At 34.0% G+C, this 14,566-nt stretch carries 9 protein-coding genes; 6 read left to right on the forward strand and 3 right to left on the reverse strand.

Annotated features, from left to right (window positions below; all coding sequences use genetic code 11):
- Positions 1–96 precede the first annotated feature (96 nt).
- On the reverse strand, positions 97–1,113 hold the full coding sequence (locus GR162_RS19815) for a proline iminopeptidase-family hydrolase (RefSeq protein WP_160783540.1): 1,017 nt from the start codon (positions 1,111–1,113) through the stop codon (positions 97–99).
- 171 nt (positions 1,114–1,284) lie between these two features.
- On the opposite strand from GR162_RS19815, the gene GR162_RS19820 reads away from it, so the two are divergent.
- The gene (locus GR162_RS19820; RefSeq protein ID WP_160783541.1) at positions 1,285–7,023 is read left to right on the forward strand and encodes an HYR domain-containing protein; all 5,739 of its coding nucleotides are present in this window, start codon (positions 1,285–1,287) and stop codon (positions 7,021–7,023) included.
- 3 nt (positions 7,024–7,026) lie between these two features.
- Complete coding sequence (locus tag GR162_RS19825) at positions 7,027–7,941, forward strand: type IX secretion system membrane protein PorP/SprF (RefSeq protein ID WP_160783542.1); 915 nt, start codon at positions 7,027–7,029, stop codon at positions 7,939–7,941.
- Here the strand turns inward: GR162_RS19825 and GR162_RS19830 are convergent, their stop codons facing one another.
- Together GR162_RS19830 and GR162_RS19835 are read right to left on the reverse strand one after the other, a co-directional pair.
- The gene (locus GR162_RS19830; RefSeq protein WP_160783543.1) at positions 7,942–8,583 is read right to left on the reverse strand and encodes a response regulator transcription factor; all 642 of its coding nucleotides are present in this window, start codon (positions 8,581–8,583) and stop codon (positions 7,942–7,944) included.
- Positions 8,584–8,595: 12 nt separating this feature from the next.
- Positions 8,596–10,788, reverse strand: a complete 2,193-nt coding sequence (locus tag GR162_RS19835; RefSeq protein ID WP_160783544.1) for a sensor histidine kinase — start codon at positions 10,786–10,788, stop codon at positions 8,596–8,598.
- Between the two features lie 290 nt (positions 10,789–11,078).
- Here GR162_RS19835 and GR162_RS19840 point away from each other — a divergent pair, with 290 nt between their 5' ends.
- The 4 genes from GR162_RS19840 (at position 11,079) to GR162_RS19855 (ending at position 14,333) form a co-directional block, all read left to right on the forward strand.
- Positions 11,079–11,525: a PepSY-like domain-containing protein gene (locus GR162_RS19840; RefSeq protein WP_160783545.1), complete on the forward strand. Its 447-nt coding sequence runs from the start codon at positions 11,079–11,081 to the stop codon at positions 11,523–11,525.
- Between the two features lie 264 nt (positions 11,526–11,789).
- Positions 11,790–12,818 (forward strand): LacI family DNA-binding transcriptional regulator, encoded by a 1,029-nt coding sequence (locus tag GR162_RS19845; RefSeq protein WP_008461893.1) that lies wholly within the window; start codon positions 11,790–11,792, stop codon positions 12,816–12,818.
- Positions 12,819–12,867: 49 nt separating this feature from the next.
- Complete coding sequence (locus tag GR162_RS19850) at positions 12,868–13,704, forward strand: AraC family transcriptional regulator (RefSeq protein ID WP_160783546.1); 837 nt, start codon at positions 12,868–12,870, stop codon at positions 13,702–13,704.
- An 86-nt stretch (positions 13,705–13,790) separates the two neighbouring features.
- Positions 13,791–14,333 carry a YbhB/YbcL family Raf kinase inhibitor-like protein gene (locus tag GR162_RS19855; RefSeq protein ID WP_008461897.1) on the forward strand — a complete coding sequence of 181 codons (543 nt, stop codon included), beginning with the start codon at positions 13,791–13,793 and terminating at the stop codon, positions 14,331–14,333.
- The last annotated feature ends 233 nt before the right edge of the window (positions 14,334–14,566 follow it).

Genomic DNA, 14,566 nt, shown 5'->3' on the forward strand with positions numbered 1-14,566 from the left:
TATATGATTTTTAAAAAAGCTGTCCCATTATTGGATAACAGCTTCAGTCCGGTAGAAAGCCGCGTTAGTGATGGAAGCGGCATCCTTTTTTAGAAGTTACAATTTATGGCTGTCAACGTCATTAATAAACTGAATTACACCATTCATAAATACTTTTTGATCGTCCCACATAGCTAAATGACTTCCGTTTGGGCAGTATAAATAACTTCCTTTTTTAACTAATTTACTTTGTTCTTCCATTGCTTTTGGATCCATAGTATCATATTTGGCTCCGATCATTAAAGTTGGAATAGTGATTTCATGCAGTCTGTTTTTAATATCCCATTTAGCTAAACGGCCACTAATACCAAATTCACTTGGCCCTTGCATAAGGGTATATATTTCAGAATTGACATGTTTACTTGCGCGATTTAATCCGTCTGGCCATTCTTTTAAGCGACATAAATGCTCTTGATAGAAATTTGGAATCAATAATTCCATATATCTTGGATTGCTGAAATCTTTTTTAGCTTCTAAATTTCTAATTTCTTTTAAAATTTCTGGTTTCATTTGTTTTGCCAGAACCTCATCGGCATATTTACCATATTCTGGTGCACTTGCCATCATATTAGCAACTAGTAATCCTTTCATGTTTTGTTGATATTTCAATGCATATTCCATTGCTAATATTCCACCCCAAGAATTTCCCAATACATAAAAATTGTCTTTATCAGCATTAATGGCTTTTCGAACTTGCTCTACCTCATCTACAAATCTGTCAATTGTCCATAAACTGTTCTCTTTTGGCTGATCACTATAGTATGATCCTAGCTGATCATATTCGTAAAACTCAAATCCTTCACGTTGGAAAAATGTTTCAAAACATTCCATGTATTCATGAGTCATTGCTGGGCCTCCGTGCAGTAATAAAACTTTAATTTTTGAATTATTACCAAAACGTTTTGTCCAAACTTTAAATTCTCCGACGGGTGTTTTTATTGGTATCATTTTTACCCCTGCAGTTTCTACTTTTTCTTTCTCATATGTAAAATAGTCTGATAAAATATTAGTATTGTTTTCATTTTTACAAGATGTTAAAAGCAAAAGAGACGAAAGAGCAATAATACTACGCATAATTTTAGTTTTTAATGGTTTAGACTAATTTACAAATTAAATTTCGTAGTGTACTTTTTGATTGTATTATTTATGTTGAATTTAAAAATCACTATTTATAGTGATGTGAAAGAAATAGTGAGATTATAGTTTTGCGCTTTAAATAGTATTAGCAAATTATAATACCTCAGTATGATCAAATTTAAGATTTTAATTAAAAAAGCAAATTTAGTTTTACTGCTTATCATTCCCTTTTTTTTTGTAACGGCTTATGCGCAGGAAATAGATTTTACTAAGTCAGATGTAAATATTGTTACCCTTATTAATGATAACAATATGAAGTCAACAAGTAAAAAAATAAAAACTGTCGCCAAATTCAGTTCTAAGTCAGCTAAATCTTCTGCTGATACAGAACCACCAGCATTGACTTGTCCTCCGAGTCAGAAATTGACTTGTGGGATGCTTGTTCCGAGTTATTTTGATCTGTTAACTGTAAATGATAATCTTGATACTGAAATAGATGTAACTCAATATCCTGGAGAGGGTTCTTTTTTTTATGATGGAATGGAAATTCAATTTACGGCTAAAGATGATGCAGGAAACACAAGCAGTTGCAGCATTATTGTTACTTCTGTTAATCCAGATGTAGCTCCTCCAACATTTACTTGTCCGACAAATATTAAATTAAATTGTGGCGATGCTATACCAAATTATGCAATAAGTCCCATTATGAATCTCAAGGATGATTGCAGTATTAATTTAAAATATAAAATGACTCCCGCAGCAGGAACCATTTTTTATGGTAATCCAACTCCTATTGAAATAGAGTATTCTGATAAAACTGGGAATAAATCATATTGTAATTTTACCATTACTTCTAATCCAGATGTTATAAAACCAGTTATTTCAAACTGTCCAGGAGTTCAGTTTTTGGCATGTGGATCAGTTCTTCCAGACTATAAAACCTGGGTGACAGTTAGTGATAATTGCGATGGAATTCTAACTATATCTCAAACGCCATCTCCAGGAACTGCTTTTACGCCTGGAATGACAGTTACTCTTATGGTAAAAGATGCTTCAAATAATACTTCTGCTTGCAGTTTCGTAATTAATGCTTCAGCCGATACTGTAAAACCTGTTATAACTAATTGCCCTAGTAATCAAACTTTAGCAATTGGGGATGCTATTCCTGATTACTTGGGCTTAATACATGTAACAGATAATTGTGACACTAATCCGATAGTAACGCAAGTGCCGATACCGGGAACTATTTTTACTTCAGGAACGAATGTAGTTATTTCAGCAAAAGATGCATCAGGAAATATATCAGTATGTAATTTTTACATAAATCCCTTGGGGGGAGATTTACCCCCAATCTTAAGCTGTCCTTCAGGAATGGAATTGTACAAAAATTCAACGTTACCAAACTATATATCCTATTTAACTGCTTTAAGTGATGACCTTACAGATAATTTTGATCTCATTTTTACGCAAACTCCACCTCAGGGAACACTTTTTACAGCAGATACAAATGTTACCATTACAGCTAAAGACGCATCAGGAAACATTAATTTTTGCACATTTTTAGTAAAATTAAAGACTGTTAAGCAGGATATTGACTGTAAAACAACTTCTATAAATGTGAATAATCTTTATGGTGATAATGGATTCTCTATTTATGGCGAAATTTTAGCCAGAGAAGCTGGGTTTAGTGTTAATAACGCCGGAGATGTAAATGGTGATGGAATAAAAGATTTAATTATTGGAGCTCCCGGAAATTATAATCCATGGTATGGAGCTTCAAAAATTTATAAGATAATACCAGGTGCTGCTTATGTAATATTTGGCAAAGCTTCGGGATTTGCACCAAATATTGATTTAGGCTTACTGGATGGTACGAATGGTTTTGCGATACGAAATGACATTTCGTCTTCTAATTTTCCTTTAACAGGATACGATGTCAGCAGTGCGGGAGATATAAATGGCGATGGAATTGGAGATTTTATGGTAAGTGATCCATACAGACATTCGTCCTACGGTCCAGAAGCTGGGCATACCTATATTATATTTGGGAAAAAAAGCGGTTTTCCTGCCGAAATAAAACTTTCGTCGCTAAATGGTTCTAATGGTTTTACTCTCATAGGCAATGAAAATTATGCAGCTACAGGATCAAGTATAGATCTTATAGGAGATATTAATTCTGATGGTTTTCAGGATATTGCAGTTATTACTTCAGGTTCGGGAGCAGTGAATGGCAAGTGTTTTGTTGTGTACGGCAGAGCAGGAGGATTTCCGGCAATATTGAGAACTTTTGAACTTAACGGAACAAATGGATTTACAATTGAAGGAGATGCTTCTACGGGAAAATTGGGTCGGTCGGTTTCTGGTTTGGGAGATGTCAATGGAGATGGGATTGTAGATATTGCTTTAGGCTCTTATAACGGATCAGATCAAAAACGTAAGTATGTTGTTTTTGGACGCTCCAATAACTTTCCAGCAAATTTTAATATTTCAGCTTTAAATGGAACAAACGGATTTATAATTGAAAACTCAGAAACTGCTTTGGATTCTTATAATGGAATTGAAAAAGCAGGAGATTTAAATAACGATGGCATTAATGATATTGCTATTACAGGACAGTATGTTTTGTTTGGGAAAACTGTTTTTCCTGTTCTAGTAGATTTAAAAAATCTTGACGGTACTAATGGCTTTAAAATAAACGGTGTAAGTGCTGGTAATAGTTTTGGTTACGCTGGAGATTTTAATGGCGATACTATTGATGACTTATTTGTGCATGATCCTGGAACTACTTATATCTTTTTTGGAAAGAAGATTTGGACAGCTACTGTAAGTCCAAGTACCGATAAGAATTTTAGAATTATGTCTGATTATCTTTACGAGTATAGTGTAAATTATGCAGGAGACGTTAATAATGATGGTGTCAGTGATATTATAATTGGTAATCCTTACAATTCCTATGGTTCAAATTTGAAAGTAAATTATAATCCAGGAAAAGCTTTTGTTGTTTTTGGAAAAAAAGTAACAGATACTCAGAAACCAGTTATAGCCAATTGTCCTTCTAATGAAGTTGTTTCAACTGGATTTCCTATTCCAGATTATAAAAATGTTATAACCGTTACAGATAATTGTGATTCAAATCCGACTGTAACGCAAGTTCCAGCGCCATGGACAATTTTTGATGGCGTCACCAAAGATGTCACGTTGACCGTTACAGATAAAAGTGGAAATTTTGAGATTTGTACTTTTAAAATTTCAAATGATGCTGATACCGAGGCGCCTGTTTTAACTTGTCCTTCAGATCAGTTGCTCAATTGTAAAAGTTTAGTTCCAAATTATTTGAATTTGGTTACAGTTTCTGATAATAAAGACACAGCACCCATACTAACACAAGATCCAATTGCAGGAACTGCTTTTACAGACGGAATGGTCATCACAATTACGGCAAAAGATGTTTCCAATAATAGTTCCACTTGCAGTTTTAAAGTTAACGCTTCCGCAGATGCGACAGCGCCAGTAATTGCGTGCATAGGAGATCAGATTTTATCATGCGGAGCAGTAATTCCAGATTATAGAGCTTTAATAACCGTTACAGATAATTGTGACGCTACACCTGTAATTACGCAGAATCCAATAGCTGGAACTGCTTTTACAGATGGAATGGCCATTACAATCTCTGCAAAAGATGCATCCAACAATGAATCGTATTGCAGTTTTAAAGTTAACGCTTCCGCAGATGTGACAGCGCCAGTAATTGCGTGCATCGGAGATCAGATTTTATCATGCGGCAGTACAATTCCAGATTATACGCTTTTAGTTACAGCAAATGATAATTGCGATCCTTATCCTGTGATTACTCAAAATCCGTCTGTGGGAAGTGTTTTTACAGATGGAATGGCCATTACAATTACAGCAAAAGATGTTTCCAATAATAGTTCCACTTGCAGTTTTAAAGTTAACGCTTCCGCAGATTTGACAGCGCCAGTAATTGCGTGCATAGGAGATCAAATTTTATCATGCGGCAGTACAATTCCAGATTATACGCTTTTAGTTACAGCAAATGATAACTGCGATCCTTATCCTGTGATTACTCAAAAACCGTCTGCTGGAACTGCTTTTACAGACGGAATGACCATCACAATTACAGCAAAAGATATTTCCAATAATAGTTCCACTTGCAGTTTTAAAGTAAACGCTTCTGCAGATGTTACAGCGCCAGTAATTGCGTGCATAGGAGATCAAACTTTATCATGCGGCAATATAATTCCAGATTATACGCCTTTAGTTACAGCAAATGATAACTGCGATCCTTATCCCGTGATTACTCAAAATCCGTCTGCAGGAAGTGTTTTTACAGATGGAATGGTCATCACAATTGCAGCAAAAGATGTTTCCAATAATAGTTCCACTTGCAGTTTTAAAGTTAACGCTTCCGCGGATGTGACAGCGCCTGTAATTGCGTGCATAGGCGATCAGACTTTATCATGTAGCAGTACAATTCCAAATTATACGCTTTTAGTTACAGCAAATGATAATTGCGATCCTTATCCTGTGATTACTCAAAATCCGTCTGCTGGAACTGCTTTTATAGACGGAATGGAGATTACTATAACAGCCAGAGACGTTTCCAATAATAGTTCCACTTGCAGTTTTAAAGTTAACGCTTCCGCGGATGTGACAGCGCCAGTAATTGCGTGCATAGGAGATCAAACCTTATCATGTGGCAGTACAATTCCAGATTATACGCCTTTAGTTATAGCAAATGATAATTGCGATCCTTATCCTGTGATTACTCAAAATCCGTCTGCGGGAAGTGTTTTTACAGATGGAATGGAGATTACTATAACAGCCAGAGACGTTTCCAATAATAGTTCTACTTGCAGTTTTAAAGTTAATGCTTCTCCCGATATAACAGCACCGTCAATTACTTGTATTGCAGATCAGAATTTAAATATTGCAGATGTTCTTCCAGATTATCGAACGATGATTACTGCAACTGATAATTGCGATTCGAATTTAACTGTCACACAAATTCCGTCTTCTGGATCAAATGTAACTGACGGAATGAATGTAACAATTAATGCTTCAGATAATAGTGGAAATAGTACGTCGTGCACCTTTAAAATTAATGTTGCAAAAGATACACAGCCACCAGTTTTTACTTGCATTGCAGATCAAATGTTTGACTGTAGTGTAAGTCAGGTTCCGGATTACACCAAAATGATTTTTGCAAGTGATAATACAGATCCAAACCCTGTAATAACGCAGTCTCCAGCGCCAGGAACAGCATTTTTAGACGGAATGACTATTACCATAAAAGTTTCAGATAAAAGTAACAATGTTTCAGCATGCTCCTTTCAGCTTTTCAGCTATCCAATTTTTGTTGATGCAGGAGAAGATGCAGAAATTAATCAGGGAGACTCTATTCAATTGTATGCTATTGCTTTAGAAGATGGTGTTTTTTCATGGTCGCCTGCAACAGGATTAAATAATAGTAAAATCGGAAATCCAATTGCTAAACCATCAGAAACCACAACTTACAAAGTAGTTTTTACAAACAAAGAAGGGTGCGAAACAGAAGATTTGGTGACTGTAACTGTAATTCCTCCTATTGAAAAAGATGAAACTAAATATGGTTTTTCTCCAAATGGAGACGGAATTAATGATTTTTGGGAAATTGACGGAATAACAGATTATCCAGAGAATGAAGTCCTGATTTACAGCCGTTGGGGGGATTTGGTTTACCATACAAAAGGTTACGACAACGCCACCAATGTTTTTAGTGGAATTGCTAATAAGAGCCGAAATCTTGGAGCCAATCAGCTTCCCGAAGGAACTTATTTCTTTGAAATCCGTGTCAATCAGCCCCATCATTTTAAGAAAACCAAGGGATATCTTGTTTTAAAACGTTAATTCATGAAAAGTAAATTCAATATAATCTTAGCTTTATTTATAATCATCATTTTTTTAGAAAGAGCCTATGGACAGCAAACACCTGTTTTTTCAAGTTATAATTACAATGCCGTTTTAATAAATCCAGCCCATGCCGGATATTATTCGGATATAGATATTGCCATGACAACCAACGGATATTTCAATTCGGTAGAAGGAAGTCCCAAGAATTTTGATCTTTCAGTAAATAAATTGACATGGGGAGAAAAAATAGGATTAGCAGCAGGGATTTCACATGACCAAATAGGAGTGACTAATACAACCAATTTTTTTACTTCATATTCGTATAAAATTTACTATGATCCTGATTATAAATATGGAAAATGGTGGGCCTACGATCCTAGTATTGTTTCATTTGGAGTAACGGCAGGAGCAATGCTTTACAACGAAAACCTGACCCGTTTGGGTCTTGAAAACGATCCAGAATTTCAGGAAAATGTAAACAGTTTTACGCCTACTTTTGGTGTCGGATTTTTGTACAACAGAAATCAGGTTTATTTTGGTTTATCATCTCCAAATCTGTTAAGTTCTGCTTTTAATTCGAGCAATAACACCCATTTAAAAAATGTCTATTATAGTTATTTTGGGTACAAATTTTTTACCAATCGTTTTGAAGAAGTACTGATAAACCCAAGCGTATTATTTAAATATGTTGAAGGAGCACCCTTTCAGGCCGATCTAAATCTTTTAATCAATTACAAAAATAAAGTAGAATTTGGCGGAGGCTATCGAACTTCAAAAACATTGAATTTTTTAGCCGGTTTTCACCTTTCAGACAATTTCAGGGTTATCTGCACGTATAATAAATCGATCGATAATGTAGTAATTCCCGACACTTTTGGATTAGTTTTAAACTACAGGGCAGGAAAGGGATTTTAGTTAATCAACTAAACCATTTTCGACTGCGTATTTTACAAGACCCGCCGTATTTTTAGCATTCAATTTGGACAATAAATTACGGCGGTGCGTATTTACGGTATTTAAACTAATAAACGTTTTTTCGGCAATTTCTGCCGTATTATACTCATGTGCAATCAACACCAGAATTTCTTTTTCTCTCGAACTCAATTCAGTTAAATTTGAAACCTGTTTTTCAATTCGAGAACTATTTGAAATATATTTTTCTTCTAATTCTTCTGCAAAGTAATTTTCGCCCGAAGCAATTGTGTTAATAGCCTTTAAAAGCTCTTCTTTTTCAGCATTTTTCAACAGATAGCCATTCACCCCAATTCGGATGAGTCTCGAAACAACCATCACATTGCTGTGTGTGCTTACAATCAGTATTTTGACATTTGGATATTGCTTCTTCAGGATTTTACTCAATTCAATTCCGTCCATTTCAGGCATGCTGATATCCAAGATAACAAAATCTACAATTCCCTTTTTAACGATTTCTAGCGCTTCAATTCCGTTTATTGCTTTGTCGATAACGTTAATATTAGGTTCCTGTTCCAAAAGAGCAGTAATTCCCTGAAGAAACATCGTATGATCGTCGGCAATAAGTAAGTTAACTGGGTTCATTCAACAAATATATTAGTTGCTTTTCAATTCATCAAGCTGATTTTTCAAATCAATTCCTTTAATTTTCGTTTTAGGTTTAGGCTCTGCGATCGGAATTTCGATATTAAAAATAGAACCTCTTTTTAGTTTCGAATCAATTGCAAAAGAGCCATTTAGTTTTTTGATTCGGTTCTCGAGATTAATAAAACCAATTCCTTTAGAATAGTTTTTCGTTTCAAAACCAATTCCATTATCTTCAAACATAACATTCAATATATTTTCAATATAGTTCAGCTGGATTTCCACTTCCGAAGCCTTTGCATGTTTAATCGTATTCGTTAAAAGTTCCTGGATAATTTTGAAAACCTCAATCTGAATATTTTCATCCAATTCATTAATTTCTTTCTTCGGATAAGGAATATACGAAATCTTGATTTTGCTTGCTTCACTGATATTTTTCAAATAAGATTCGAGAACTTCTAAAAAATTATTCTGGCTGAATTTCTTTGGAAGAAGAGTATGCGATAAATTTCGAACCTGCTGATACGTTTCATCCAATTGAAGACTGATTCTTTGAATAGTAGAGAAATCAGAAGCATTCAAATGATTGACTTGTAGTTTAATAGCAGCTAAATTTCCGCCAATACTGTCGTGCAATTCCTGCGAAATACGCTTTCTTTCCTTGTCTTGTCCCCTTATTGAAGCTTTTATCAGTTCTAATTCCTGTTCTTTTAGAATGCCATCAATTTTTTGAGAACTGATTTCTGCCTGTTTGATATTAAGTAAACGCTGAACTTTAAAACGTTTGTAATACTGAAACAAAAGACCCATTATCGGAATAAGTAAAACCAGAAAAGCAATAACGGTAAACCATCGCATTTTTTTCTGCTGATTGATTTCTAAAGCCTTCAATTGCTGATCTTTCTTTAAAAGAGCAATTTCATTTCTTTTTTTATTTGATGAATTCTGAAACGCCAGAATTGTATTTTCGTTATTTTTCTTAGAAATTTCCTCTTGAAGAATCATATTCTTTATGGCTTCCTCCTGATTGGCAAGCGTCAGTTTTCTAGCTTCGTTTTCAAACTTTAAAGTTTCGATTTCTTTTTGTTTTTGTGCCGTTTTGTATTTGACTTCTAACTCATTAATCTCTTTTATTTTCTGAAGATTATTGATAGAATCTTTTATGTGCGTCGATTTTTCAAAAAATGAATAAGCACTTTTATAATCGTCCTCAAGAATAGCGATTTTTCTCAATGCATCATAAATATAACTCTGATTTTGAAGCAGACCCAAATGAACAGATTTCTGAAGCGCTTCAGAAAATATCAGTTTCGCTTCGTTGTATTTTTTCAAAGAAATATAAGTGTCTCCAATACTGCTTCGGGAAACAATAGACAGTTGGTTTAGTTCGCTTTTATCAGCAATAGCAAGTGCTTCCTGAAACATTTTTAAAGCTTCCTGAGATTTATTCTGCAGTTGATAATTCTCTCCGAGACCTAATAAAACAATAACCCGTCCCTGATTATTATTGGTTTTTTCGCAGAGTACTTTTCCTTTTTTGTAAAAAATATTGGCATTGTCATAATCTTTCAGTTTCGAATAAATATCGCCAATATTGATATAACTTCCTAAGATAATTTCGTTGTCATCTTTATATTCCAAACATTGTTTGAACAATTTCAGTGCATTGTCGTAATCGCCCAACTCACTGTACGTCTGTGCTAAACCGTGCGTATGAGTATAAAAAAGATTTGTTTCGTTATATTTTTGAGAAGCTTCAATACCTTTTAAGTGCCATTTTTTACTTTCATTCAGCAAACCTCTTTTTTTATAATTGATGGCCAGCAAATTATAACCAAGTGAAAAAAGCCTGCTTTTTAATGAATCGTTTACAGCGGTATTAAATTTTAAAGCCTGATGAGTATAATAAATAGAAGAATCGATAATGGCTCTTTTATTGAAATAATAAGCCAGAAGGAGATTAGTTCGTGCGAGAACTCTATTGTCGACAGTGCCCGATTTTAAAATGGAATGCGCTTTTTTGTAAGCCTTTTTCTCTTCACCTTTATTGTACAAATCATAAAGTGCCAGCGTATTTTTATCCTCTTTGATTTTTGCGGGATTTCTGGAAATAAAAGTCTTCTTTTTCGTTTCAATCTGAGCCTGCAGACCAAACGAAAAAAAGATGAAAATCAATAAATATAGTCTTCCTGACCAGATTGCCATACGTTTTTGGTTAGTATCCTAAATAAAAAATAGAATAGTTTTTAAAGTCTTGTAAACTTGGGATTTAAGAAGCCAATTAATTTCTGGCTTGGAGGTAAAAGTACTACAAAACAATCAAAATAATATTTCTAAAAATAAAAATTTTAAGCAAAGTTGTGATATTAATTGTTTTTAAAATCTTTGTAAATCAGGTTTTTATGATTGGTTAAAAATCTAAAACTTTCTTAAAATCATTTGAATGCATTTTTGGTTGTAGTAAATTAGTAAGACTACATTTAAAAAATCAAATTATGAAAACGAAGATATTTTTAGCCATAGCATTGCTTATTATAACAATCTCGGCCAGCGCACAGAAAAAAATCGAAGTAACCGAACTGCCAAAACCGGCACAGGAATTTCTAAAGAAGCATTTTAGCCATACTTCGGTAGAAAAGGCTCAAAAGGATCCCGAACATGGTGAAAAAGGTTATGAAGTAAAACTGAAAGACGGAACAGAAGTAGAGTTCTGGAAAGATGGTTCATACCGTGAAGTTGACGGCGGAGACAACCCAATTCCAACCGATTTTATTCCAGATAATATCAAGGCTTATGTAGCCAAAAATCATCCGAACGAAAAAATAACGCACATCGACTATGGACACAAAGATCTTGATGTCGATCTTACTAATAAAATTGATTTAGAGTTTACCAAAGAAGGTAAAATTCTAAAAGACAAAAAGAACAATGTTAAAAAATAGAAATTTATAAAAAATGCAGATGCTATTTGAAAGCAGGACTGTTTTTTTGAAAATCGTTTATATGGAAAACTTTATAGACAGATCAAATATTCTATTTTTAGATTTGTAAAGATCAGCTTCGAAGAAGCAAAATATTTATAGAATAATTTGATGTAACTGATAAAAAGCTCCAGCGGAGCGAAATATAGCAGAATTACAGCCAATTCTTTCTAAAGAACATCTTGAGGGAAAATAGCTTATATTTACATCTTTATTTTTTATTTCATGGAAGAAAATAAACATGTAACGATTTATGACATTGCCGAGAGACTTAATCTGGCAACATCTACTATTTCACGAGCTTTAAAAGATCATCACACGATAAGTGATAAGACGATTAAGAAAGTGAAAAAAACCGCTGAAGAAATGGGTTTTGTCCCAAATACTTTGGCTGCAGGTTTGCGTGGCAACAAAACTAGGACAATTGGTGTTTTGATTCCTACCGTTACACAGCCCTTTTTGTCTTCTCTAATTAGCGGAATTGAAATCACAGCTCAAAAATCGGATTATACCGTAATTATTATGCAGTCGCATGATTCGTATGAAGAAGAAGTAAATATGGCGAAATCTTTGTACTCAAATCGCGTGAGCGGTGTAATTTGTTCTCTCGCAATGGAAACAAGAGACACAGCGCATTTCCATCAGTTTTCCAACAATAATATTCCGTTGGTTTTTGTCGACAGGGTTCCAAAAGGTTATAATACTTTCAGAGTTGTAATAGACAATTATACAGCAGGTTACAAAGCGACCAAGCACCTTATTGAACAAGGCTGTATTCGTATTGCTCATTTTACTGCTGGTTCAGAATTAGGAAATCTGTATAACGAAAGAAAAAGAGGTTACATAGAAGCCTTAAAAGATCATAATATAGAAGTAGAAGAAGAATTGATTATCAATTTGAATTCGGTTACTTATGAAGACGGCGTAAAAGCCAGTAACGCTTTATTCGATTTAAAGCCACTTCCAGACGGATTGTTTGCGCCAGGAGATATTTTGGCTGTAAGCGCTGTTCAAACTGCTAAAAAACGCGGTATTAAAGTACCCGAAGAATTCAAAGTGATTGGTTTTAATAATGATCCAATTTCGCAGATTATAGATCCGAATTTATCGACGATTACGCATCCAGCTGAAAAAATGGGAAAGGCGGCGGCAGAAATTATCATTAAAAATTTAAAATCGTCTAAAAATGACGATGCCAAAGAAATCACTTTTTTAAATACAGAAGTACTCGCAAGAGAATCTACTCAGAAATAAAATTCTAAATAGTAAGGCTTATCATTGGTTTGATAGGCCAATAACTTTTATGAAAACAATTACACTTCCAGACGAAATGAATTTAGAAAAATCGCAACATGTACACGTTGTCGATTACAGCAGTTCTAAAGACGTTTCGAAACAGCAGATCATTTTAAATCAGAATATCATCAGTTTTTTGATTGAAGGAACCAAAGAAGTCATTTTTGATACTACAGAATTGTCTATAACACCTTCTAAGTTTCTTATAATGCGTTCCGGAAATTGTTTAATGACAGAAAAAAGAATCTCTGAAATCTCTGGATATAAAAGCATTCTTTTGTTTTTTTCGAGCGAAATGGTTCATAATTTCATCAGAAAAATGGAATTGGAAAAATCAGAAGCTATTGAACCAAAATCGATTTATGCTTTTGATTATGATGATTTTCTGAAACGTTTTGTAGACAGTTTAACAGATATTTCCAAACTTTCAAAAACCATTCAGACAAAACTGCTCGAAGTTAAGTTTAACGAAATTATGCTTTATTTGACGGCGCAGTACGGAACCGATTTTCTGTATTCGCTAACTGCAAATAGTGACGATGCGGCTCAAAGATTCATTCGAACAATCGAAAACAGCCATTTAAGCAAATTGAGATTAAAAGAATTGGCTTTTTTGTGTAACATGAGTGTTTCGACTTTCAAAAGAGAATTTGAAAAATATTATTCAGAGTCGCCTATTAAATGGTTTCAAAACAAAAGGCTCGAACATGCGCACTATTTGCTGAGCCAGGAAAAAAGCCCTTCTGAAGTGTATTTAGAAGCAGGTTACGAAAACCTTTCCAGTTTTAGTCAAGCTTATAAAACCAAATACGGCGTAACACCTAAACATCATAAGTTGATTTGAGCTTTTAGCAACAGTTTTTGGCTTTTTAGCTAAAGTTATTCAACGATTCCAAATCTAACTTTGCTTAAAATTTTAAAACAGACAAAATGAAAAAGCTAAGTTTAATTTTGGCAATGTCAGCCATTTTTTCAACATCGATTTTTGCACAAAAAACATTTACTTTAACTAGTAAAGATTTAGGAGGAGAAACAACTAAAGTTCAGGAATTTAACGGATTTGGGTGTTCAGGCGAAAATCAGTCTCCACAGCTATCTTGGAAAAACGCTCCCGAAGGGACTAAAAGTTTTGCGGTAACCATGTACGATCCAGACGCGCCAACAGGAAGCGGATTTTGGCATTGGGTAGTCGTAGATATTCCGGCAAATGTAAACGAACTGGTAACTAATGCGGGAACTAAAAATCTTATTCCAAAAGGAGCAATTCAAAGCATTACCGATTATGGAATTAAAGGTTTTGGAGGTCCTTGTCCGCCAATTGGTCATGGATATCACCAATACATTATTACCGTTTATGCTTTAAAAGTAAATAAACTAGGAACAGATGAAAATACAAATCCAGCAGTAGTAGGATTTAATCTTTGGAACCAGACCTTGGCAAAAGCAAGTATTGTTGCCTATTACAAGAGATAATTTAAGCGATAAAACTTAAATTCACCCCGTCATAGCAGGATAGTTTTTATAATTATCCTGCTTTTATTTGTTATATAAATTATTTTTTTTGAAAAAAAAGTAGCTAAAATTTTTTTCTTAAATAACAATCCTATATTTTTACGCAACCGATTGCAATTGTTGTTTTATTTCGAATAATATATTTTTTGAATTAAAATTTTATCAAATGCTCTAAACAAGAAATAAAATATTGT

The sequence above is a fragment of the Flavobacterium sp. HBTb2-11-1 genome (assembly GCF_009826975.1).
Classification (GTDB): Bacteria; Bacteroidota; Bacteroidia; order Flavobacteriales; family Flavobacteriaceae; genus Flavobacterium.

What these genes read in the sequence shown, in the direction of transcription:
- GR162_RS19855 (WP_008461897.1), top strand. Translation starts at nt 13,791, where the DNA reads ATGAAAAAGCTAAGTTTAATTTTGGCAATGTCAGCCATTTTTTCAACA.
- GR162_RS19815 (WP_160783540.1), bottom strand. Translation starts at nt 1,113, where the DNA reads ATGCGTAGTATTATTGCTCTTTCGTCTCTTTTGCTTTTAACATCTTGT.
- GR162_RS19835 (WP_160783544.1), bottom strand. Translation starts at nt 10,788, where the DNA reads ATGGCAATCTGGTCAGGAAGACTATATTTATTGATTTTCATCTTTTTT.
- GR162_RS19840 (WP_160783545.1), top strand. Translation starts at nt 11,079, where the DNA reads ATGAAAACGAAGATATTTTTAGCCATAGCATTGCTTATTATAACAATC.
- GR162_RS19830 (WP_160783543.1), bottom strand. Translation starts at nt 8,583, where the DNA reads ATGAACCCAGTTAACTTACTTATTGCCGACGATCATACGATGTTTCTT.
- GR162_RS19850 (WP_160783546.1), top strand. Translation starts at nt 12,868, where the DNA reads ATGAAAACAATTACACTTCCAGACGAAATGAATTTAGAAAAATCGCAA.
- GR162_RS19845 (WP_008461893.1), top strand. Translation starts at nt 11,790, where the DNA reads ATGGAAGAAAATAAACATGTAACGATTTATGACATTGCCGAGAGACTT.
- GR162_RS19825 (WP_160783542.1), top strand. Translation starts at nt 7,027, where the DNA reads ATGAAAAGTAAATTCAATATAATCTTAGCTTTATTTATAATCATCATT.
- GR162_RS19820 (WP_160783541.1), top strand. Translation starts at nt 1,285, where the DNA reads ATGATCAAATTTAAGATTTTAATTAAAAAAGCAAATTTAGTTTTACTG.